The sequence below is a fragment of the Bradyrhizobium sp. dw_78 genome (assembly GCF_018449525.1).
GTDB lineage: Bacteria > Pseudomonadota > Alphaproteobacteria > Rhizobiales > Xanthobacteraceae > Bradyrhizobium.
This window is the reverse complement of the sequence record NZ_JAAVUS010000003.1, coordinates 539,882-562,145: the sequence shown is the minus strand read 5'-3', so window position 1 is coordinate 562,145 and position 22,264 is coordinate 539,882. Positions and strand designations below refer to the sequence as shown.

The window sequence follows — 22,264 nt, the reverse complement described above, 5'->3', positions numbered from 1 at the left end:
TTTTGTTTTGACGCGCTTTCATCTCGCGAACCGGAATCCGCTTGGGCTAAAACGCTATGGCTCCCGCACATCCGAACGCGTAGGCTTTCGTCCGTGAAACCGGTCCATCAGAGACCGGTCTTATTGATCTGGGAGAACGCCTAATGCCTGCATCTCGTAGCTTCGGGTTATCTGTCGGAGCGGCCATCCTGCTCGCCGGCTCCAGCCTTCATTTCGTTCATGCCAAGCCGTTCATGATCGTCGGTCTCGATGAGAAGACGACATGGGATGCGGACGGCAAAGTGATTCTTGCCCCTGACGGCAAGGATCAGGTCCTGATCGTCGATCTCGCCAATCCCGAAAGTCCGAAGATCGCAGCTTCGCTGCCGCTGAAGAATTCGGTGGTCGGACCGCCGGTCAATGTCGACATCGACCCGACCGGCTCGATCGCGCTGGTGGCGGATTCCGTCGACGTGACCAGGGACGGCGATGCGCTGAAACAGGTTCCGGACAACAAGATTTACGTCATCGACCTCAAGGCCAATCCGCCCAGGCTCGCCGCGACCGTCAGCGGCGGCAAGCAACCGTCGGGGCTTAACATCAGCCCATCCGGCAAGATGGCGCTGGTGGCGAACCGCGGCGACAATTCGATCAGCGTGCTCTCGATCAACGGCACCGACGTCAAACTGACCGACACCGTCGCGATGCCGGACAGCGTCGCGCATGTGATGTTCACGCCGGACGGCAAGCGGGCGCTGGCCGTGCGATTTCCTGCCAGCAAGGTGTCGCTGCTCGATATCGCCGGCGACAAGGTGACCTACAACAAGATCGACCTGCCGACCGGCCAATGGCCCTACAATGTCGTGGTGACGCCGAACGGCAGGATCGCGCTCACCTCCGACAATGGCGGCGCCGGCTCCTCCGATGGCAGCGTCGACACGTCCAGCGTGATCGATCTCGAGGCCAAGCCGCCGCGCATCATCGACCGGGTGGTGGTCGGCGACGGACCCGAGGGGCTTGCGATGTCGCCGAAAGGCGATCTCGCGGTCGCCGTGATCCTGCGCGGCTCCAATATGAAGAACACCTATTTCTACCACAAGAACGGCAGCATCTCGGTGCTGAAGATCGACGGCAAGAAGGTGACCATGACCCAGGATATCGAGGTCGGCGGCCTGCCCGAAGCCGCGCAGTTCACGCCCGACGGCAAATACATCATGGTCGGAAACTATCTGGACCAGGATTTCTCGATCCTGAAAGTCAACGGCACCAAGGTCACTGATACCGGCAAGCGCTTTAAGGTGCCGGGCCATCCGGCATCCGCACGCATGAGTAGATGATTCGGGGCCTCATGGTTCGAGACGGCGCTAACGCGCCTCCTCACCATGAGGGTCTGGCTTCACGTCACGTGTTACGACCTCATCCTGAGGAGCGCGCTTCTGCGCGCGTCTCGAAGGATGAGGCCACAGAGCCAGCAAACGCTTTAGCGGATTTCAGACCGGCGCGATGACCGAGATCGCCCCGGTCACTGGAAGGTCATGTCGATGCATTTCGAAATGTCGGAGCCCAGACCGGAGCTGATGGTGATGCAGCCTCGCGCCTTCTGCGCGGTGGTGTCGCTCACCCATATCGCGTAGCCGCCGGGACCGAAGAAAGAATTGGTATTCGGCGCTTCGGTTTCGGTCGCGTCAAATGAGTAATGGGAGTCGGTCTCGAAGATACGGGGTTTCTTGGTGCAGCCGCCGTCGGCCTGCACATTGATCACTTCCTTGTTGTCCCGCGTCAGCGCCAGGCTGACCTGGCAACGGAAATATTCCGAGGTTTTGGTGTTGAAAATATAGGCGTAGGATTTGCACGTCGCGGTGTTGAGCTTTCCGGCCATCAAGCCGCGGCTGCAGGAAATCCGCTGATTGTGACTGAGCTCGAAATCATCGGCATAGGCAGGGGAGACTTGGGCAAACGAGATCTGCGCAAGCGAGACCATCGTCACACATGACAGCGCGACACCCGAACAAATTTTCATGACGAAGCTCATGCGAATCATTCCCCCAATGACATTGCCTTGCAAAATACGTTTCTAGACTGAAACGGGAAGATAGTCGCGAAGTCGAAACCGGGAAATCACAAGTCGCCGGAAAAATCGTGATATCGCGAACGCTATTGTCACATTGACGGGCTAATGATGTTCGTGATTTGTTCAGAAATAGGCGGGCCGCCATTTCAGATTTTCGAACCGGCTGCTTGGAGGGACGCATGACGAGACTGACGACCAGAACCCTTTTGCTCGCGGGCGCATTGACCGCGCTGACAACGACGGCTTTCGCGCAAGCCGCGGCGCCTGTTCCCTGGGAGCTCAGCCCGGACATGGGTTACGGCTACGGCAAGGACGGCAAGACCTTTGCCTACAAGATGGGGACCAACAACGCGGCCGCGCTGTTGAAGGGGGCCAGGAAGGTGCCGAAGGGCACGCTGTTCTTCATCGGCCAGAACGGGCAACTCTACATGCGGAGCGGCCCGTACCTTGAAGGCAGCGGCAAGTTCATGTTCGGCTCGGAGTAAAACGCTGTTTCCCTTCTCCCCTTGGGGGAGAGGGTAAAAAGGCAAAATCATTAAAACGACGCCGCCAGTTCACGCGCGCCCGGCAGATTGCTGTTGCTGTCCATCCTGCTGTCAGTAACTGCGAGCAGTTTCGCCACCGTGTTGTGGCGGATCGCCACCGGATTGCGTTCGTAGCCGCTGCGCTGGAAGAAATTCGAGGTCGGCACCCGTTCGCGCAGGGCCTGCGGCATCGTCACCATGTCAAGGCCGGTGCCGTCACCGGTCAGGTTCATCATTTCCAGTTCGGCGGCGGTCAGCGGACGAGCATAGCCCTTGGCGCGCGCGAAGATCACCGACGTCAAGAGCTTGTGGGTTTGCAGCATCGGCCCGACATCGATATCCAGCACCATCGCATGCATCGCCCAGCCCTGCGGCGTATCCGCCAGCTTCTCATGCGCCGACCAATCGTCGGGCACCGAGCGCGCCAGCGCCACCATCCGCTTCAACACCGCAAGCTTGTAATCGATCGCCCGGCGCGCCGGGCCGGATAGTGGCGCAGCCTTTGCCGTGAGCGCCCGGATGAGTTCAGGCCCCTGCTCGGCGATCAGTTCGACGCTGTTGGTGGTGAGGAGCTGGTTATAGCCGATCGCGGTGGAGATCGCGCGCGAGCCGCCGTGCTCGATTCCCGATTGCACATCGTAATTGCCGGTGCCGCCTGTCTCGAACGAATAGACCCGCACCGCCTGCTCGCGCGTCAGCCCCGCCGCCGCCGCGTAGCGGGCATAGGCCCGCTTGAATTCGGTTTCGCTCGCCGGAAGTTGCGGCCTGAACTGGAATTGTTCCGCCGCGGCCTTCAGGAGATCGGCCACGACCGGAATATATTTGCGTTCGCGCGGCGGCCGCTCCGGCTCTTGCTCAGGCAACGGGTTTATCGGCCGTTTCGGCCCATTATAGACCGGCGGCTGCGTCAGCACATAATCGTCGGGATCGATCGGCAGATGCTCACGCCGCTTGGCGTTACGCCCGCGCCGCTTGTCGGCGATCGCGCTCCAATAATCGGACGCCTCCTGATCGAACGCGGCGCGCGCTTGCTGATATTCCTGCAGCTTGCGGCGATAGTCCGAGATCGCCTGCGGGGAGACCGCCTGCGCCATCGCGTCCGCAGTTGCCGGCCGCAGCGCGGCTGTATCCATCGCGCTTGCCTTCGGCACGGTTAGCAGCAGCGCGAGCGCGAGATATTGGTGGAAGCGAATCGCAGGGAACGCCATGCGGCCCTTGTAGCAAGGGCTGCGCGCAAGTCAGCCCCGGAACCGCAAGGAACACGACGTCTTTTTGTCTCATTCCTGTTCGACGCGTTTTGCCGACGCAGACCAGAAGCGCCTTCGCTCGAAACCGCGATGGCTATTTCCAGGCGAAGACCGGCTGCTCCAGTTCGGCAACCCGGGTCTCGCGGCCGGCGAGCACTTCGCGAAACTGATAGATCAACGCCGCGGTCGGGGCGTGGATGAGCCGGCCGGCGTGGTGAAACCGGATCACGCGCCCCGTGCTTTCCGGAATCGCGGTAAAATCGAAAGCATCGCTTCGTTCGATATCGGCGAGCGCGATCCGATGCACCGAGGCGACCTCCTCGGGGTTGGCCGAGATCACCGCGCCTTTGCCCGCCCACAGCACGACCGGCGTGATCAGATAGCCCGACCGGGTCGGATAATCGTCGAGCATGCCGAGCACATGCGCGGGCTTCAGTTCAAGGCCGAGCTCTTCATGCAGCTCGCGCAGTGCCGCCGCGATCGGTGTCTCGCCCTCGTCGCAGCGCCCGCCCGGCAAGGCCCATTGCGCCCGGTGGGTACGCAGGCCGGCGGCACGCCTTGTCAGCATGAAGGCCGTTCCTTCCGCCGCGTCATCCGCTTCGACAAGGACGATCGCCACCGCGGCCCGCTTCAGCGTGGGCGCCGGTTCGGCCACAGGCAGGCGCGTGAACGCCGCGCAAAGCTCTGCAATATTCCGCCGGGTGGTATCATCGAATGGCCGGGTCATCCAGCTTGACTACACCACGCCGGCGATTGATGAAATGACCGGAAACCTCGCATCGGCAATCGAGACGGAAAGCCCTGACATGACGGACGCGACCGCGGAAAAGCTCAGATCCGACGGCTGGTCGCTGGTCGAAACCACGGGCTTCCTCAACCTGGTCGGACCGCTCTGGCAGCGGGCAGTGGACGGCGTACATGAATATGCGCTGGTCGCGCAGGACAAGCATCATAACCGCCGAGGCCTGGTCCAGGGCGGGCTCTTGATGACATTCGCGGATCGCGCCTGCGGCATGACCGCCCGCTACGTGTCGGGCCATCCGACCTTGGCGACGGTTCAGCTCGACGTGCATTTCATCGACAGCGGCAAGATCGGCGAGATCCTGATGACGCGGCCCCGCGTGGTCCGCACCACGCGCAGCCTCATTTTCATGAATGCGGAAGTGACCGTGCAGGGCCGCACCATCATCACGGCCAACGGCGTGTTCAAGATATTGAAGAAGGATTCCTGACAGTCTTCGTCATGGCGAGGAGCATAAGCGACGAAGCAATCCAGAATCTTTGCTGCTCACGCTGGATTGCTTCGCTTGCGCTCGCAATAACGGCTTACGACCGCTATTCTTCTTGCCTGTCCAGCCCCGTCATTCCGGGGCACGCGTCAGCGCGAACCCGGAATCCAGAAGCTGAGTTCGGGATTCCCCGGTGCGCAATTGCGCATCTGAGGTCTGGTGCTGACGCACCATCCCGGAATGGCGACCGATATTTGGAGGACCACCCGATGCACTATCGCTCACTCGGCCGCAGCGGCCTGAAGATATCGCCGATCTGCCTCGGCACCATGATGTTCGGCGGGCCGACCGACGAAGCCACCTCCTCGCGGATCGTGGCCAAAGCGCGCGAGGCCGGCATCAATTTCATCGATACCGCGGATGTCTATAATGGCGGCCAGTCCGAGCAGGTGGTCGGCCGCGCCGTCTCCAACAGCCGGCAAGGCTGGATCCTGGCCACGAAGCTCGCCAACCAGATGGGCGACGATCCCAATCGCGGGGGACTGTCGCGGCGCTGGGTGTTGCAAGCCGCCGAGGAAAGCCTGAAGCGGCTCGGCACCGACTACATCGACATCTATTACCTGCACAAGGAAGACCATTCGACGCCGCTCGAGGAGACCGTGCGCGCGATGGGAGACCTGCTGCGCCAGGGCAAGGTGCGCTATTTCGGCGTCTCGAACTACCGGGCCTGGCGCGTCGCCGAAATCTGCAACATCTGCGATCACCTCGGCATCGACCGTCCGGTGGTCAGCCAGCCCTATTACAACGCGATGAACCGCATGCCGGAGGTCGAGCACTTTCCGGCCTGCGGCTATTACGGCCTCGGTATCGTTCCCTATAGCCCGCTGGCGCGTGGCGTGCTCACCGGCAAATATGCCCCCGATGCCGCGCCCGACAAGGAGACGCGCGCCGGCCGCCACGACACCCGCATGATGCAGACCGAGTGGCGGCCGGAATCGCTCAAGCTCGCGCAGGAGATCAAGCGGCACGCCGAGGCAAAGGGTATCACCGCCGGTCAATTCGCGGTGGCATGGGTGCTGAACTCTTCCTTCGTCAGCGGCGTGATCGCGGGCCCGCGCACCGAGGAGCAATGGGACGACTACCTGCGCGCGCTCGACTATCGCTTCACCGCCGAGGACGAAGCGCTGATCGATCGCCTTGTCGTCAGCGGTCATCCCTCGACACCAGGCTTTAACGATCCGGCCTATCCGATCGAGGGACGAAGGGCGCGGACAGCGGAATAGATGAAGCGCCGCCCGGTTAAGGTTGACCGGTTAGGTTAAGGCAAGGCTTCGATTGCGCCCCCGCAGGCGCGGGATATTTTCCATCCTAATTTCGATGAGCCAAGCCGCCGGACGCTTCTATGCCGTCCGACAACCCATCAGAACCTTCTCGGTTCTAGCGGCGTCAATACCAAGCTCACCACGTTTATTTTGATGCGTTTTCCTCACGCGAAAACGCCATGGATTGGACACGTCATGCAAACCGAAAGCCGCGAAGGGCTTCGAATGCTGGGCCTCAGCCCGAAACCCGCCTGGGCCGAAGTCTGGCATTTGTGGAACACGATCATTCCCCGACGCTCCATCACAGGGCGGCTGTTGATGGGCCAGGTGTGGCGCCGGCACGACGGACGGCGCTGGATCTACAAGAAATTCACCGAATATAACGGGTAGCGATTTCCCAGGAACCTTTTCGGTTCTGATGGAATCAAAAATCGAGGCTCACCTCTTTTGTTTTGATGCGTCTTGTTCACGCGAACCGGAAGCCACTTCGCTCGAAAACGCTATAGCGCCGCAGGAGGCAGAGAGCCTGCCCGCGGCCGCTCCTGATCAGCCGCTCAGCCTTTCACGTCGTTGGCGGCTTGTTTCGGCGGCAGCGGCAGCACCGGCGAACCGGGGCCGATCTTCTGCAGATTGCCGATAATCACCTTGTCGTTTTCGGCAAGGCCGGTGACGCTGACGGAATCGCCATCGGTCGGACCGAGCGTGACCAGCTTCTGCTCGGCCTTGCTGCCGGCGCCGACGACAAAGACGTATTTGCCGAGCTGGCTCGAACCCAATGCCGTTTGCGGCACCAGCATCGCGTTGGGCTCGTCCCGTACATGGACGCGGATGCGGACATATTGTCCGGGCAGCAGCGTGAATTTCGGATTCGCGACCGTGGCGCGCGCGGTGATCGTGCCCGTCGAGCGATCGACGGTGTTGTCGATGAACGTCAGCTCGCCGTCGTAGCTGACCTTTGGATCGTCCGGCATCGAGATTTTCGTGGTGACCGTGCCGGCTTCGCGCGCGGCCTGAATGTCGGCCAGCTCGCGTTCACTCGGATTGAAGGTGACGTAGATCGGATCGAGCTGGACCAGCGTGTTGAGCGTCAGGCCCGATCCGCCGACCAGTGTGCCGACCGGCGCGCGGTTGCGGCCGAGGCGGCCGGAAAAGGGCGCGCGGATTTCCGTGTAAGCCAGATTGATCTCCGCGGTATGCACCGCAGCGTTGTCCTGGGCCACGGAAGCCTCGCTTTGCCCGAGCGTGCTGGCGCGCTGATCGTAATTGTCCTTGGCGAGGAAGCCGGTTTTGACCAGCTCGTCGCCGCGCCTGAAATTCGACCGCGCATATTCAAGCGCCGCGACGTTGCGCTGGGCCTGCGCCCTGGCCTGATCGAGCGCGGCGAGATAGTCGCGATCGTCGATCTTATAAAGCAGATCGCCTTCCTTCACGTCCGCGCCGTCGGCGGTCGGCTGCGACTGGATGTAACCACCCACCTTGGCCTGCAGCGAGACTTCACGAATGGATTCGGTACGCGCCGAATATTCAAGATAGACCGGCAAGTTCCGCTTCACGACCGCGGCCACCGGGACCGGCATGGCCGGCGGCCCCGAAGGGGCTGCCGCCGACGCCAGCTCCGGTCCGCTCTGGTACGAGGTGATGACGACGATGGCAGCCACGGCAACGAGGGCTGTGCCGCCAAGCCAGATTTTCCAGTTTCGCATGGATGTCTTCCTGTTCTATTCCGCCGGAGCCGCTTCGACGACCGGCGCGTGACCCAATTCGTGCTCATGCCCGTGCTTGTGACCGCGTTCGCGCAGGCCTTCGATGACGGCGTAGAAGACCGGAACAAACAAAAGGGTGAGGATGGTCGCGGCCAGCATGCCGCCGAACACCGTCGTCCCGATTGACTGGCGGCTCGCTGCGCCGGCGCCGGTGGCGATCATCAAGGGCACGACGCCCAGGATGAACGCAAACGCCGTCATCAGGATCGGACGGAGCCGCAGCCGCGCGGCTTCCATCGCCGCATCCACGATGCTCAATCCCTCCAGCCGGCGCCGCTTGGCGAACTCGACGATCAGAATGGCGTTCTTGGCCGACAATCCGATCAACATCACGAAGCCGATTTGCGAATAGACGTCGGTCTGCAGACCCCGCACGAACAGCGCCAGGAACGCGCCGAACAACGCCAGCGGCACCGCGAACAGCACCATGAACGGCATCGACCAGCTCTCATATTGCGCGGCCAGGATCAGGAACACGAACACGATCGCCAGGATGAAGACGATGGTGGCGATCGATCCCGCTTTCAATTCCTGGAAGGTGATGCCCGTCCATTCGAACGCGAAATCGCGCGGCAACGCGATCGCAGCGGCCCGCTCCATGGCGGTGACCGCCTGCCCCGAACTGTAGCCGGGCGCGGGCCCGCCATTGATCAGGGCCGAACCGTAATTGTTGTAATGCGGCACGGTCTCCGGACCGACGATCGGCTTCAACTGGCCGAGCGTACTCAGCGGCACCATGCCGCCGCTGGCATTGCGCACATAGAGCCGCGACAGATCGCTGGCCGCGGCGCGCCGGTCGGTATCCGCCTGCAACGTCACGCGGAAGGTGCGGCCGAACAGGTTGAAGTCGTTGACGTAGAGCGAGCCGAGGAAGATCTGCAGCGTGTTGAAGACGTCGGGGATGTTGAGACCGAGCAGCTTCGCCTTGGTACGGTCGAGGTCATAGTTGTACTGCGGCGTCGAGGTCGAGAACGACGAGAACAGCTGCATCGGATTGAGCTCGGGCTGCTTCCGCGCCTCGGCGATCAGGGCTTGCGTGGCCTCGTTCAGCGCGAAGGCGCCTCGCCCGGTCAGATCCTCGACCTGGAATTCGAATCCGCCCATGGTGCCGAGACCCGGAATCGAGGGCGGGTCGAAACTGAGCGCCATCGCCTCGGGGATCGCCAGCAATTTCGGCCGCACTTCCGCAACCAGGCGCATGGCGCTCTGCGAAGGCGGCCGCTCGTCCCAAGGCTTCAGGATCGCGAACTCCACCGCCGAGTTTGACTGCGACGCGTTGGTGAGGAAGTTGAGCCCGGTGATCGAACCGACGATGTCGATGCCCGGCGTGCTTTGCAGGACCTGGCGGACCTTCTCGGCAACCTCGTCGGTCCGCTGCAGCGACGCACCGTCCGGAAGCTGGATCACGACAAAGAAGTAGCCCTGATCTTCCACGGGAAGGAAGCTCGATGGAATGCGCTGCGACAAATAGACGGTCGCCCCCAACACCACCACGAACAGGCCCAGGATCGCCCAGCGCAGCCGGATCAGGCCGCGCACCATGCCGGCGTAACTATGCGAGAGCCAGTCGAACCCCTGATTGAACCAGCGGAATGGCGCAAAATTGGGCGGCGGCCGGTGCCGCAGCAACGCGGCGCTCAAGGCCGGGCTCAAGGTCAGCGAGTTGAACGCGGAGATACCGACCGAGATCGCGACCGTCAGCGCGAACTGATTGTAGAGCCGGCCGGCCACGCCGGGGATGAAGGCAACCGGAACGAACACCGCCATCAGCACCGCGGTCGTCGCGATGATGGGCCCCGTCACTTCGGCCATCGCCGCCTGCGCGGCGCGCAGCGGCGGCAGGCCGTTTTCCAGCTGCCGCTCGACGTTTTCGACCACCACGATCGCGTCGTCGACGACGAGCCCGATCGCGAGCACCATGCCGAGCAGGCTCAGCATGTTCATCGAAAAGCCCATCATCTCCATCACCGCGAGCGTCGCGATCAGCGACACCGGGATGGCGATGGTCGGAATCAGCGTGGTCCGCCAGTTCTGCAGGAAAATAAAGACCACCAGCACGACGAGGATCAGCGCCTCGACCAGCGTGATGATCACGTCACGCTTGGCCGCCGAGACGAACCGCGTGGTGTCGTAATGCATCGCATAAGCGATCCCCTTCGGGAACCGCTTGGACAGCTCCTCCATCTTGTCCTTGACGTGCTGCTGCAGGTCGAGCGCGTTCGAGCCCGGCATCTGGAACACGCCGAGCACCACGGTCGGGTCGGCGCCGAACACGGCGGTGGAGGAATATTGCAACGCGCCGAGTTCGACGCGGGCGACGTCGCGCAGCCGCACGATCGAGCCGGTCGCGGGATCGGAGCGGACGATGATGTCCTTGAACTGCTCGGGATCGCTCAAACGCCCGGTGGCGTTGACCTGCATCTCGAACGCCGTGCCGGGAGGCGACGGCGACTCGCCGATCTTGCCGGCTGCGACCTGGACGTTCTGTTCGGCCACGGCGTTCTGCACATCGACGGCGGTGATGCCGAGCTTGGCGAGCTTGTCCGGGTCGAGCCAGACCCGCATCGAATAGCGCCGCTCGCCGAAAATCTGCACGTCGCCGACGCCGGGCACGCGCTTCAAGGGATCGACCACCTGCAAATAGGCGTAATTGCTGAGCGCGACCGGATCGACCGAGCGATCCGGCGAGACCAGGTTCACGATCAGCACGAAATTGGGATTCTGCTTCTTGATGATGACGCCAGCCTGGTTGACGATCGGCGGCAGCGAAGCGGCGGCCTGCGCCACGCGGTTTTGTACGTCGACCGCGGCAATGCTCAAGGGGTAGCCGACATCGAAGGTGATCGTGATCGTGGACGAGCCGTCATTGGAACTGGCGGACGACATATACGTCATCCCCTGCACGCCGTTGATCTGCTGTTCAAGCGGCGTGGTCACCGTATCGGCGACGACTTGCGCGCTCGCGCCCGGATAGGTCGCGCTGACCACGACCTGCGGCGGCGTGATGTCCGGAAATTGTGAAACCGGCAGCAGGAAATAACAGATGGCTCCGGCCAGCACCATGATCACGGCAATGGACGATGCGAAGATCGGACGGTGAATGAAGAAATTGACCATGAAGCTTTCCGACCTTGACGTTCGATGTCTTGATGTTTGGTGTTTTGATATTCGGTGTCTTGACGTTAAGTACGCCGCGATGTTACCCATCAGTAACAGGCCATGTTACCGATCGGTAACATTTAGGTCAAGTAGTGGTGCCATGAAAACCCGCAAGGGGACGTGAAATGTCCGGGGTCCCTGCCGCAATCGTCCGGCCGCGCGAACGCATTATCGCCGCGGCGCGCGAGCTGTTTCATCGGCACGGCATTCGCGGGGTCGGCGTCGACACCATCGCCGACGCGGCCGGCACCAACAAGATGACGCTCTACCGGCATTTCGAATCCAAGGACGAACTCATTCTCGCCTATGTGCGGACCGTCGCGGCGGAAGGCGAGACGATGTGGCAGGAGATCGCGCGCGACCATCCGGGCGATTCGCAGGCCCAGCTGGACGACTGGCTGATGCGCGCGGCCGAATGCGTCAGCGCGGACGGCCGCGGCTGCGATCTCGCCAATGTCGCCGTCGAGTTGACGGAGGACAATCATCCGGCCCGAAAACTGATCGAACAATTGAAGATCCATCACCGCGACCGCCTGGCGGCGCTGTGCCGCGCCGCCGGCGTCGTTCAATCCGAGGCGCTCGCCGACACGCTCACGCTGCTTCTGGAAGGCGCGCGGGTCTGCCGCGTGACCGCGGGCCGGAAAGGCCCCAGCGCCGAATTCATCCACACCGCGCGCACCGTCATCGAATCGTTCGAGAAAAAGCCGAAGGCGAAACGCAAGGACACGACGCACAAAGGCATCGAGCAGCGCCGGACCATCGCGTAAGCGTTAAGGCCGCGTGCGGCGGTCTCAGCCGACCGGGCCGAGAATCCGGCCGTAATGTTTCGCAAGGTCGCAGGTATCGTGGTCGACGATGTTGGTATCGGCCAATTCAAGGTTGAAGAAACTCTGTGCCTCGCCCTCGAAAAGCGGCCCTGCATGCCAGGTGCCCTTTTTGAGCGCGACGGCGACCGTGCCCGGAACGCGGAACACCTGAATGGCCTCGAACGCCGGAACGTCCGCCGCCCCGGGCGGGGCGACACCGAGATACCAGCTATTTCCGCCCACGGAGGCCAGGGCCTGGGTGACGGCCTTGTGCCGGGTGATGCGGCTGATCGTCAGGCCGCGGGCCGGAATACGCATCGCGTAAAAGCGGGGCGTGCCGCCGGACAGATCAAGTTGCGCATCCGCCGAACCGAACGGCACGCCGTCCTCCATCGGCACGATCACGGAGCCATAGGGCGCGAAAGCTTCCGGCGTCAATTCGGCGACCGGAACGGTGACGGTTTCAACAGTGCTGGTAACGGTGCTCATGGCGATCTCATTTCTGGCCAGAGGTGAACGGGGCGGCATGGGTCAATTCGAAGTCGAGCGGCACATCGAGGTCGGGGTCGGCGTAATCGATGAACCGGCCGAGAAAGCTGCCGGCCTGCTGCTCGAAGAGACGGCCGGTCACGCCGCGCACCAGCTGCGGCAGCGCATGCCTATGCCCGCTGATCGAGGTCATGTGCGGACCGTGGCTGACGGCGCTGGCGAAATTGAAACAGAAAACCCGGCTGACCCAGGCCGACGCTTCGTCGCGCGGATCAAAGCTGAAGTCGGGCGCGACGAACGGATAGGCGCCAAGCCGCTCGTCGGCCTCGTCGGGCTCCGGCTGGTAGCGATCGCGCCACAGCGCGATCTGCGAGGCGAGCGAACTCAGTTCGGGGCGCGCAGCAAGATCGACGACAAGGCCGGTCGCGCAGAGCAGATGGTCGCACAACAGCCGCCCTTGCGGGGTTTCCACGGCGACCTCCGTTCCCTGCAGCGCCACGGAGAGCCAGGGACAGGCCGGGTGCAGATGGAAATCGGGATGGGCCAGCGCTGTCCGGAAACCCCGCGGAGGCGGCGGCTGATCGACCAGCCGCATATAGCGCGCCACGCGCCAGCGTATTGCGGGATCGAGCCGGGAGAAGTGCGTCATCGTTCCGGCGGTCTCGAGATAACGATGCGGGTTGAATCGCGGCAGCCTGTCGCGGCGGAAGCAAAGATCGACCCGCGCAGCACCTGCGGCGAGCGCCGCATTGGCATTGTCGAACGCCGACGCTCCATTGCCGAGAATGGCAATTCTGGCGCCCCGGAGCCGCGCGAAATCGACCGGTCCGTTGCTATGGCTGTAGCGGTCGCGCGGCAGCGAGTCGCTGACAAGGGCAGGCACGCGCCACGCGCCCGCACCGTCGAAGCCCGACGCGATAACGACCGTGCGCGCGGTCCATAGCACCGTCCGCGCGCCGGCCTGGGCAACCACCTCCAAGAGGCCGGGCTCCCCCGTCGCGGCGCGGATGTCCGTCACCAGGGTATCGTTCTCGATCTTGATCTCGAGAGTCGCCTGATACCAGCGGAGATAATCCGCCCAGTCCAATCGCGGAATGCGGTCCAGCGCGGCCCAGGCGTCGGCCCCGTAGGTTTCGCTGTACCAGGCCTGCACCGAAAGACTGGGGCAGCCGAATTCCATGCCGTTGAGCGCCTTCGGCGTCCGCAATTCCTCCATGCGGGCGAAATCGTCCCAGACGCCTTCCCGGCCGGCAGGCGACTTGTCGAGGATGACGACATCCTCGACACCGTCGCGCCGCAGGGCGGCGGCAATCGCAAGACCCGACTGTCCGCCACCGACGATCACCACGGCATGGACCGGCATGCCGGATCTGGTGGTGGACCTGGTGACCCAGCCCGTCGTGGGATAACTCAGGCTGGCGAGATCGGCCCGCGCGCGGGCGCTGAGAGCGGCAAGATCGGCGCGGTTTCCCGAACGGGCGGTCCGATCCCTCGATATCGGGGCCTTCGCGTCTCTCGATCCGTCCTGGTCCATCGCGGCGGCGTCCTGTGCGGTTCCCCGCATTGATCGCATATCCGCGCAGCCGTCGCGAAGCAGCAAATTTGCTCAATGTGCTGCCTATTTCGCAGCACATCACGGACGGCAACGGCCGAAGCCACGTCATTCCGGCTTCAGCTGAGTGGCCGACCGCAAGATAATTTCGGGCCTGCCGTGATAGAGTTGCACAGGGCCCCTGATGTCAACGGTTCTGCCTTCAAGCGACTGTGCGTTCGGAAACGCTCCCGCATCTTCCGAAAATATGACGCCGGTAAAGGCCTCGTCCGGATACGTACCGCCGAGGTCCAGAAACGTGGTACCGCGCCCGGTGGTATGCACCTCATCGACCACGCCTCTTACGGTGACTGTCTCACCAACATGCGCTGAAGCTTCGGTGGCGCTGATGGTTTGTGCAAGCGCCGGTGTTGAAAGAACACTTAGTCCGAACAGAAGTGCAATGGTCTTCACGGCGCCGGCCTCCGAATGTTCAGGAGAGCATCGTCCCGCCCAGCGGAAAGTGGAGCGCTCGGTAAATTAAGTTATCGCGCACATCGGCAGGAATCCACCGCACGCGGAGAGAAAGCCGCGAACAAGCGCGCTCCATTGGACGTACCACCAGATCCGGCATTTTGCCTACCCGTGCCGAACAGTCGAGCAAGCATACTTGCCTGCAAGGGCTTAACTTCTTGAAGAAAAATGGGAGACAGCTCCCCCTCGCCACGCGAGCTCTGTTGCCGCTTAATCCCTACGCGTCGATATCGACGTCCTTTGTTTCCTTGCCGATCAGCAGCGCCAGCAACGTCAGAACCGCCATGGCGGAAAGATAGATGCCGACCAGGAACGGACTTCCACCGCCGGCGCTCCAAAGCGCGACCGCGATGAAAGGAGCCACGGCGGCACCCAGGATCGACGAGACATTGTATGAAATGCCCGAGCCCGTGTAGCGGACATTCGCCGGAAACAGTTCGGGAAGCAGAGCGCCCATGGGTCCGAACGTCATGCCCATGAGGGCGAACCCAAGAATCAGCCACGCCATGACGCCGGCAAAGCCGGCCGCCAGCATCGGCACCCAGACCACACCAAAGATGGCGATGGCGACCGTGATCCAGATCAGCGTCTTGCGGCGTCCCCATCGATCGGCCCAGGGACCGGAAAGGAGCGTGAAGATTCCGAAGAACACCACGCCGACGATCATCATCAGGACGAACGTTCGGTAGTCATAGCCGAGGCCGGGCAGCGCGCCGTTGACCGCCGCACGCCCGTAGCTGAGCGAAAACGTGGTCATCAGATAGAACAGCACATAGGTGGCCAGCATGTAGAAGGTGCCGAGGATCAGTTCCTTCCAGTAAGTCCTGATCGCCGCAGCGAGCGGCACCTTGTGAACCTGCCCCGTCCTCACGGTTCGTTCGAATGCTTTGCTTTCAACGAGATTCAGGCGGACCCACAAACCGACGATGACCATCACCGCCGAGAACAGGAATGGAATGCGCCATCCCCAGGCGAGAAAAGCATCCGACGGCCGCGATGGATCGTTGGACGGCAAGATCGCCGCGATCATCAAAAAAAGGCCGTTGGCGATGACGAAACCGAGCGGTGCGCCGAGTTGCGGAAAAGTCCCGAAGATCGCGCGCTTGCCCTTTGGCGCATTTTCCGTGGCCACCAGCGCCGCGCCGCTCCACTCGCCGCCGAGCGCAAATCCTTGCGCCAGGCGCAGCAGAACCAGCAATGCGGGAGCGAACCAGCCAGCGACGGAATAGGTCGGAAGCAGGCCGATGAGGAAAGTCGCGATCCCCATCGTCAACAGCGCGCCGACCAGCGTGATCTTGCGGCCCCGCTTGTCGCCGAGATGTCCGAAAAAGATCGCGCCGAGCGGCCGGGCGATCATTGCCGCGCCGAACACCGCGAACGACGCCAGCAACGCCGTTCTGTCGTTGCCGGCCGGAAAGAACAAATGAGGGAAAACCAGCACCGCCGCTGTCGCATAGACATAAAAATCGTAGAACTCGACGGTGGTGCCGATGAGGCTGGCGAGGATCACGCGGGAGCGTGGATTGACCGGCGCGGCGATAGACGTTTCCACAGCAACAGACGACATTGAACCCAAGAACTCCCCTTTGACCGCGCGTCACGTCGGTTTCCGCTGGAACCATGCGCGCAGCTTGCAAAACCTGTAAAGCCCCCCGATCCCTCGCCGTCACCGGAGCCTTTTCGCTCCTGATGGACGGAAGACCGCAGTCGACGAAGCCTGCCTTGACGGCACCGCCGTCATGCGAATCGGCATCCGGCATCACTTGAAAACGCTATAAATGCGTCTTTCGGTAGTGCCAGAAACGCATGGGGTGCGTATCAAAATTGCTCCGACAGAGCCGTCGCGGCAATTTTCGGAAGCCACACGGAGCTTCATCAGCCGTGAAACGCGATTCCAGATGACCGGAAAATGGTGCCCAGGGGCGGGATCGAACCACCGACACTGCGATTTTCAGTCGCATGCTCTACCAACTGAGCTACCTGGGCACTTCGGGACGCCGAAGGCCCCGGAGCGGGCGGTTTATAGTGAGGTCGGACCGCCCTGTCCACCCGTCCGGCAATATCGCCAAATAACACGGAAATAACGCTTATTCCGCCTCTTCGTCATCTTCCGGACGGCCGGGAATGGCGTAGGAGCCGGACAGCCATCGGTTCAGGTCGACGTCCCGGCAGCGCGGAGAACAAAACGGCAGCGTGGCTTCGGAAGCGGGTTTGCCGCAGATCGGGCAAGTTTTCGCCGAGGCCTTGGTTGGCGGCCCGGCGGACCGGCCGGCTGCCCCCTTGCCGGAGCGGCCCGCGCCTCGCGGCTTAGCTGGCATTCAACCAGCCGAAACGGATCGGAAAGCCCTCGCCGCCGAGCAGTGAAATCGACTCGTACAGCGGCAGGCCGACGACATTGGTGTAGGAGCCGACCATCTTGACCACGAACGATCCGGCGATGCCCTGCACGGCGTAGCCGCCAGCCTTGCCGCGCCATTCGCCGGAGCCGATATAGGCTTGGATATCATCCTCGCTGAGGCGCTTGAAGCGCACGCGGGTCTCCACCAGGCGCTGGCGAAAGGCCTCCTTGGGCGTCACCAGGCAGATCGCGGTGTAGACGCGGTGATTGCGCCCGGACAGCATCCGAAGGCACTGCGAGGCTTCGTCGACCAGATTGGCCTTGGGCAGGATGCGGCGGCCGACCGCGACCACGGTGTCGGCCGCGAGGATGAACGATCCGCGCAATTCGTCGTCGAGTTGCACCGATTTGAGCGCGGCGTCGGCCTTGGCGCGGGCCAGCCGGTTGGCGCAGGCGCGCGGCAATTCCGCCCGCCGCGGCGTTTCATCGACATCGGCCGGGCGCAAGGCGTCAGGCTCGATGCCGGCCTGGTTGAGCAGGCTGAGCCGTCGCGGCGAACCGGAAGCAAGAACGATTTTGGGGCGGCCAAGCATGCGGATTTTGCTGGGAAAGGATGTGGGGACTGAACGCGCGCGGAAACTATCGGAAGGGCTTGCCTGACACAACCGCAAGCATCTCCGCTCTCTCCGGGGTCAGGTTGCGGCGAAGAGGTTGCAGTCCGGCGTCAGCCTGCTGCCCCGTTCCTCCGGCGCTCCGGCGCCACCCGTCCCCATCAAGAATTCGCTGAATTGGCAGATTCGCGATACGCTTTTATGACCGGGTTATTAGAGCGTTTTTGAGCGAAGTGGATACCGGTTCGCGTGAAGAAAACGCGTCAAAACAACAAACTAGAGATTCGGTTCTGATTCAATCAGAACCGAATCTCTAGCTGGCAGCTACCCGCTCGCAACCCCGGCCTTGGCAAAGCGCTTGCGGATCCGCAGCAGCAGGCCGTCGCAGACCTCGCGATAGGCTTCTAATTTCTGCTCGCGATTGCCCTCGGCCCCGGTGGGATCCTGGGTCGGCCAGTATTCGACATCGGCGGCCAGGGTGCGCGTCAGTTCCAGCGCCTTGTGATGGGCCTCCGGCGACAGCGTGATGATGAGGTCGAAATTGAGCCCTTCCCAGTCGTCCAGTTCTTCAAACGTCATCGGCCTGTGGCCGGAAATGTCCTGGCCCAGTTCCGCCATCACGGCGACCGCGAACGGATCGGTCTCGCCTTTCCTGACGCCGGCGGACCTGACATAGAGCGCCTGCGGAAACATCCGCTGCAGCAGGCTTTCCGCCATCGGCGAGCGCACGCTGTTCAGGCCGCACACGAACAGCACGGACTGCGGAACACGCGCGCGCGACAACGCCGCCATGCGGTCACGCTACCCACGGCCGGAGAACGATCATGCGTCCCGTCATCCGTCCTGGCCCTTCCAGTGCAGCACGCAGATCAGCGTGAACAACCGGCGGGCGGTTTCGAAATCGACTCGCACCTTGCCCTTCAAGCGCTCCTGCAGCGTGCGCGACCCCTCGTCGTGGATGCCGCGGCGGCCCATGTCGATGGCCTCGATCTTGTCCGGCGTCGCGGTGCGGATCGCCTGATAATAGCTGTCGCAGATCATGAAATAGTCCTTCACGATCCGCCGGAACGGCGTCAGCGACAACAGATGCGCCACCACGGGCGTGCCGTCCTGGCGGCGAATGTCGAACATCAGCCGGCTGCCGGTGATGCCGAGATGCAGGGTGAACGGCCCGTTATCGGCGCCAGCCGGCGAAAACAGGTTCTTTTCGACCAGATCGTAGATCGCGATCGCGCGCTCATGCTCGATGTCGGGGCCGGAACGTCCGATCGACTCCTCGTCGAGCGTCACCGCAACGATACGATTGTTCGAATCGTCAACGGGGGGCGGCTTGGTCATGACCGGTTCATGGCAAATTGAGGCGCAGTCCAACCGAACGGGAGTGAGCCTCGAGCCCCTCGGCCTTGCCGAGCGTCATCGCCGCCGGCCCCAGCGCGCGCAACTGCTCCGGCCCGCATTTGAGGATCGAGGTCCGCTTCATGAAGTCGAGCACGCCGAGCCCGGACGAGAACCGCGCCGAGCGCGCGGTCGGCAATACGTGGTTGGAGCCGCCGACATAATCGCCGATCGCCTCGGGCGTATGCGGCCCCAGGAAGATCGCGCCGGCATTGCGGACCTTGTTCGAAAACGCTTCCGGGTCTTGCGTCATGATCTCCAGATGCTCGGCCGCGATCGCATTGGCGAGCGGCACGGCCTCGTCGAGATTCCTGACCTGGATGATCGCGCCGAAATCGCTCCAGGAGGCCTGCGCGATCGCCGCGCGCGGCAGCGTCTTCAACTGCGATTCCACCGCGCGCGCAACCTCATCGGCCAAATCAGCATCGTCGGTGATCAGGATCGACTGTGCGCTGGCGTCGTGCTCGGCCTGCGCCAGCAGGTCGGCCGCGATCCAGCCGGCATTGCCAGTGCGGTCGGCGATCACGAGCACTTCGGAGGGACCGGCGATCATGTCGATGCCGACCTTGCCAAATACCAGCCGCTTGGCGGCGGCGACGTAAGCGTTGCCGGGCCCGACGATCTTCGCCACCGGCGCGATCGTCGCGGTGCCGTAGGCGAGCGCGGCCACGGCCTGCGCGCCGCCGACGCGATAGATCTCGGTGACGCCGCCAAGATGCGCCGCCGCCAGCACCAGCGGGTTGAGCCTGCCGTCGGGGGACGGCACCACCATCACCATGCGCGACACACCGGCGACCATCGCCGGCACCGCGTTCATCAGCACCGAGGACGGATAGGCCGCGGTGCCGCCGGGGACATAAAGCCCGACGGCGTCGATGGCGCTCCAGCGCCAGCCGAGCTCGACCCCCTGCGCGTCGGTGAAGCGCATGTCCTTTGGCAATTGCTGGCGGTGGAAGCTTTCGATCCGGTCGCGGGCGAAGGCCAGTGCTTCGAGCGTGGCGGCGTCGCAGGCCTTGATCGCCGCGTCGATTTCCGCCGGCGTGACGCGCAGGCGGCCCGCGTCGAGATCGAGCCGGTCGAATTTGCGCGTCGCCTCCAGCAGCGCCTGGTCGCCGCGTGCGGCGACGTCATCGACGATGGCGCGGGCGGCGCTCTCGATGTCGGCGGCAACCTCGCGCTTGGCCGCGAGAAATGCAGCGAACCGCGGGTCGAAATCGGCGCTGCTGCGGTCCAGACGAACAGGCATGGTGGCTTTCCGGGCTAGTATGGCACCCTGCTCAATGGCGCGGCGACCCACCGCCGTCAACCCTTCTGGGGCCGGCTGGGTGAACCCGTCATTGCGTACCGTCATTCCGGGGCGATGCGAAAGCAGCGAAGCCGGAATCTCGATATTCCGGGCTTGCTCGCTAATGCGAGCGCCCCGGAATGACGTTTTGAGGTCAAGAAGTCACACATCCAGCCCGGACAGCGCGGTTCCGAGATCGTCGGCGCCGAGGTCCACCAGTTCGCATTCGAGACATTCGATATCCAGCCGCAGCGCCCCGCCATGCATGAACATCAGGAGGATGCTGCCGCCGGGCGCCTCACCCGGCTGAAATTCGATTCCCAACAGCTCCAGTTCCGTCTCCGGCGCTCCCAGATCGATATTGCGCGACTTGCATGACAGCACGCGATCAAACCGCAGCGCCGACATCAGGCGTTGCGAGGCGGGTTCCTTGGCCAGGGACGGCTCCCAGTCCAGCCGGCGCATCCCGATCACCAGCCGCTTCTCGCCGTGCCGCCAGACGATATCGGAAACCTGAACGCTAGCGTCCTGAACATGCGCGGAAATGACGGCAAGATCGTCGGCGTCGAGGGCAATCAATTTGAGCTGGCTCGCCACCGGCCTCACCTGAAAATTGGCGCCTAGTCTATCCGCAAAACCGGCATCCACTTTTGCCGAAGACGCGCTGAAGTTCAATCGCTGATGCGCTGGATCGAAGCGCCGCAGGCCGACAGCTTTTCTTCCAGCCGCTCGAAACCGCGGTCGAGATGATAGACGCGGTTGACCATGGTTTCGCCTTCGGCGGCAAGACCCGCGATCACCAGCGACACCGACGCACGCAGATCGGTCGCCATGACCGGCGCGCCGCGCAATTTGGCGATGCCGTCGATGGTCGCGGTTTCGCCATCGAGGCTGATCCGCGCGCCGAACCGCGCCAGTTCCTGCACATGCATGAAGCGGTTTTCGAAAATCGTCTCGGTGATCTGCGACGATCCCTTGGCGCAGGCCATCAGCGCCATCAGCTGCGCCTGCAAATCGGTGGGAAAGCCCGGAAACGGCGCTGTCGATACCTTCACTGGCCCGATCCCCGCGCCATTGCGGGCGACGCGGATGCCTTCATTGTTGACGGTGATGTCGGCGCCGGCCTCGGTCAGCACGTCGAGCGCCGATTGCAGCAATTGCGGCTGCGCCCCGATGAGTTGCACGTCGCCGCCGGTCATGGCCACCGCCATCGCGTAGGTGCCGGTTTCGATCCGGTCGGGCAGCACCGTATGCCGGGCGCCGTGCAGCTTGCTGACGCCTTCGACCAGGATGCGCGGCGTGCCCGCGCCGGACACCCGTGCGCCCATTTTGTTCAGGCAGTCGGCGACGTCGACGATTTCCGGCTCGCAGGCGGCGTTGGTGATGACGGTGGTGCCTTTGGCCAGGGTCGCCGCCATCAGCGCGACATGGGTGCCGCTGACGGTGACCTTGGGGAAATCGATATTGGCGCCCTTGAGGCCGCCGGGCGCCCTGGCGATGACATAGCCGCCGTCGATCGACAGTTCGGCGCCGAGCTTCTCCAGCGCCATGATCAGCAGATCGACCGGCCGGGTGCCGATGGCGCAGCCGCCGGGCAGCGACACCTGGGCCTCGTGCATCCGCGCCACCAGCGGTGCGATCACCCAGAAGCTGGCGCGCATCCGCGACACCAGATCGTAGGGCGCCTTGGTGTCGATGATGTTCGCCGCCGAGATGTGCAGGGTCTGGCCCTGATATTCGCGGTCGCCGGAACGCTTCCCGACCGAGGTGATGTCGACGCCATGATTGCCAAGGATGCGCTGCAACTGCGCCACGTCGGCGAGCCGCGGCACATTGTCCAGGATCAGCGTTTCCTCGGTCAACAGCCCCGCGATCATCAACGGCAACGCCGCATTTTTCGCACCCGAAATCTGAATGCTGCCATTCAGTTTGTTGCCGCCGACGATGCGAATGCGATCCATGCCGAATCCTGCTGTTGCAA

The 22,264-nt window shown here is 63.1% G+C and carries 22 protein-coding genes and 1 tRNA gene; 6 read left to right on the top strand and 17 right to left on the bottom strand.

What is annotated here, in order from left to right; translation table 11 throughout:
• Positions 1 to 143: 143 nt before the first annotated feature.
• A complete protein-coding gene (locus tag HB630_RS11675; protein WP_213772368.1) occupies positions 144 to 1,316 on the top strand; it encodes a beta-propeller fold lactonase family protein in 1,173 nt (390 codons plus the stop codon).
• Positions 1,317 to 1,501: 185 nt separating this feature from the next.
• Here HB630_RS11675 and HB630_RS11670 read toward each other — a convergent pair whose 3' ends face one another.
• Positions 1,502 to 2,011 (bottom strand): hypothetical protein, encoded by a 510-nt coding sequence (locus HB630_RS11670; protein WP_213772367.1) that lies wholly within the window; start codon positions 2,009 to 2,011, stop codon positions 1,502 to 1,504.
• Positions 2,012 to 2,229: 218 nt separating this feature from the next.
• Between HB630_RS11670 and HB630_RS11665 the strand changes: the two genes are divergently transcribed.
• Positions 2,230 to 2,535 carry a hypothetical protein gene (locus HB630_RS11665; RefSeq protein WP_213772366.1) on the top strand — a complete coding sequence of 102 codons (306 nt, stop codon included), beginning with the start codon at positions 2,230 to 2,232 and terminating at the stop codon, positions 2,533 to 2,535.
• Between the two features lie 50 nt (positions 2,536 to 2,585).
• Here the strand turns inward: HB630_RS11665 and HB630_RS11660 are convergent, their stop codons facing one another.
• Both HB630_RS11660 and HB630_RS11655 read right to left on the bottom strand, forming a co-directional pair.
• The gene (locus HB630_RS11660; protein ID WP_213772365.1) at positions 2,586 to 3,782 is read right to left on the bottom strand and encodes a hypothetical protein; all 1,197 of its coding nucleotides are present in this window, start codon (positions 3,780 to 3,782) and stop codon (positions 2,586 to 2,588) included.
• 133 nt (positions 3,783 to 3,915) lie between these two features.
• Positions 3,916 to 4,548: a CoA pyrophosphatase gene (locus tag HB630_RS11655; protein ID WP_213772364.1), complete on the bottom strand. Its 633-nt coding sequence runs from the start codon at positions 4,546 to 4,548 to the stop codon at positions 3,916 to 3,918.
• Positions 4,549 to 4,627: 79 nt separating this feature from the next.
• Between HB630_RS11655 and HB630_RS11650 the strand changes: the two genes are divergently transcribed.
• From HB630_RS11650 to HB630_RS11640, 3 genes are all read left to right on the top strand, one after another.
• Positions 4,628 to 5,053: a PaaI family thioesterase gene (locus HB630_RS11650; RefSeq protein ID WP_213772363.1), complete on the top strand. Its 426-nt coding sequence runs from the start codon at positions 4,628 to 4,630 to the stop codon at positions 5,051 to 5,053.
• A gap of 266 nt (positions 5,054 to 5,319) precedes the next feature.
• The gene (locus tag HB630_RS11645) at positions 5,320 to 6,333 is read left to right on the top strand and encodes an aldo/keto reductase (protein WP_213772362.1); all 1,014 of its coding nucleotides are present in this window, start codon (positions 5,320 to 5,322) and stop codon (positions 6,331 to 6,333) included.
• Positions 6,334 to 6,567: 234 nt separating this feature from the next.
• A complete protein-coding gene (locus HB630_RS11640) occupies positions 6,568 to 6,762 on the top strand; it encodes a hypothetical protein (protein ID WP_213772361.1) in 195 nt (64 codons plus the stop codon).
• A gap of 164 nt (positions 6,763 to 6,926) precedes the next feature.
• Here the strand turns inward: HB630_RS11640 and HB630_RS11635 are convergent, their stop codons facing one another.
• Positions 6,927 to 8,075 carry an efflux RND transporter periplasmic adaptor subunit gene (locus HB630_RS11635; protein WP_213772360.1) on the bottom strand — a complete coding sequence of 383 codons (1,149 nt, stop codon included), beginning with the start codon at positions 8,073 to 8,075 and terminating at the stop codon, positions 6,927 to 6,929.
• A 15-nt stretch (positions 8,076 to 8,090) separates the two neighbouring features.
• Entirely contained in the window at positions 8,091 to 11,252 is a 3,162-nt protein-coding gene (locus HB630_RS11630) for a multidrug efflux RND transporter permease subunit (RefSeq protein ID WP_213772359.1), read from the bottom strand.
• Between the two features lie 167 nt (positions 11,253 to 11,419).
• Here HB630_RS11630 and HB630_RS11625 point away from each other — a divergent pair, with 167 nt between their 5' ends.
• Positions 11,420 to 12,061, top strand: a complete 642-nt coding sequence (locus tag HB630_RS11625; protein WP_213772358.1) for a TetR/AcrR family transcriptional regulator — start codon at positions 11,420 to 11,422, stop codon at positions 12,059 to 12,061.
• Between the two features lie 24 nt (positions 12,062 to 12,085).
• On the opposite strand, the gene HB630_RS11620 is transcribed toward HB630_RS11625, so the two are convergent.
• The 12 genes from HB630_RS11620 to murA all read right to left on the bottom strand — a co-directional run bounded on the left by HB630_RS11620 (position 12,086) and on the right by murA (position 22,244).
• Entirely contained in the window at positions 12,086 to 12,589 is a 504-nt protein-coding gene (locus HB630_RS11620; RefSeq protein WP_213772357.1) for an ureidoglycolate lyase, read from the bottom strand.
• Positions 12,590 to 12,596: 7 nt separating this feature from the next.
• Positions 12,597 to 14,153: an NAD(P)/FAD-dependent oxidoreductase gene (locus HB630_RS11615; RefSeq protein ID WP_213772356.1), complete on the bottom strand. Its 1,557-nt coding sequence runs from the start codon at positions 14,151 to 14,153 to the stop codon at positions 12,597 to 12,599.
• A 96-nt stretch (positions 14,154 to 14,249) separates the two neighbouring features.
• Positions 14,250 to 14,594 carry a hypothetical protein gene (locus HB630_RS11610; RefSeq protein ID WP_213772355.1) on the bottom strand — a complete coding sequence of 115 codons (345 nt, stop codon included), beginning with the start codon at positions 14,592 to 14,594 and terminating at the stop codon, positions 14,250 to 14,252.
• 277 nt (positions 14,595 to 14,871) lie between these two features.
• The gene (locus HB630_RS11605) at positions 14,872 to 16,221 is read right to left on the bottom strand and encodes an MFS transporter (protein WP_213772354.1); all 1,350 of its coding nucleotides are present in this window, start codon (positions 16,219 to 16,221) and stop codon (positions 14,872 to 14,874) included.
• A 343-nt stretch (positions 16,222 to 16,564) separates the two neighbouring features.
• A tRNA-Phe gene (locus tag HB630_RS11600) sits at positions 16,565 to 16,640 on the bottom strand.
• Positions 16,641 to 16,741: 101 nt separating this feature from the next.
• Positions 16,742 to 16,972, bottom strand: coding sequence for a DNA gyrase inhibitor YacG (gene yacG, locus HB630_RS11595; protein WP_213772353.1), 231 nt, complete (start codon positions 16,970 to 16,972; stop codon positions 16,742 to 16,744).
• The gene (locus HB630_RS11590; protein WP_213772352.1) at positions 16,962 to 17,585 is read right to left on the bottom strand and encodes a Maf-like protein; all 624 of its coding nucleotides are present in this window, start codon (positions 17,583 to 17,585) and stop codon (positions 16,962 to 16,964) included. The genes yacG and HB630_RS11590 overlap by 11 nt, the downstream gene beginning before the upstream one ends.
• A gap of 342 nt (positions 17,586 to 17,927) precedes the next feature.
• Positions 17,928 to 18,395 carry a low molecular weight phosphatase family protein gene (locus HB630_RS11585; RefSeq protein ID WP_213772351.1) on the bottom strand — a complete coding sequence of 156 codons (468 nt, stop codon included), beginning with the start codon at positions 18,393 to 18,395 and terminating at the stop codon, positions 17,928 to 17,930.
• A 42-nt stretch (positions 18,396 to 18,437) separates the two neighbouring features.
• Positions 18,438 to 18,941, bottom strand: coding sequence for a UPF0262 family protein (locus HB630_RS11580; protein ID WP_213772350.1), 504 nt, complete (start codon positions 18,939 to 18,941; stop codon positions 18,438 to 18,440).
• Between the two features lie 7 nt (positions 18,942 to 18,948).
• Positions 18,949 to 20,244, bottom strand: a complete 1,296-nt coding sequence (hisD, locus tag HB630_RS11575) for a histidinol dehydrogenase (RefSeq protein ID WP_213772349.1) — start codon at positions 20,242 to 20,244, stop codon at positions 18,949 to 18,951.
• A gap of 201 nt (positions 20,245 to 20,445) precedes the next feature.
• A complete protein-coding gene (locus HB630_RS11570) occupies positions 20,446 to 20,880 on the bottom strand; it encodes a DUF2948 family protein (protein WP_213772348.1) in 435 nt (144 codons plus the stop codon).
• A gap of 74 nt (positions 20,881 to 20,954) precedes the next feature.
• Positions 20,955 to 22,244 carry a UDP-N-acetylglucosamine 1-carboxyvinyltransferase gene (gene murA / locus HB630_RS11565; protein WP_213772347.1) on the bottom strand — a complete coding sequence of 430 codons (1,290 nt, stop codon included), beginning with the start codon at positions 22,242 to 22,244 and terminating at the stop codon, positions 20,955 to 20,957.
• Between the last annotated feature and the right edge of the window lie 20 nt (positions 22,245 to 22,264).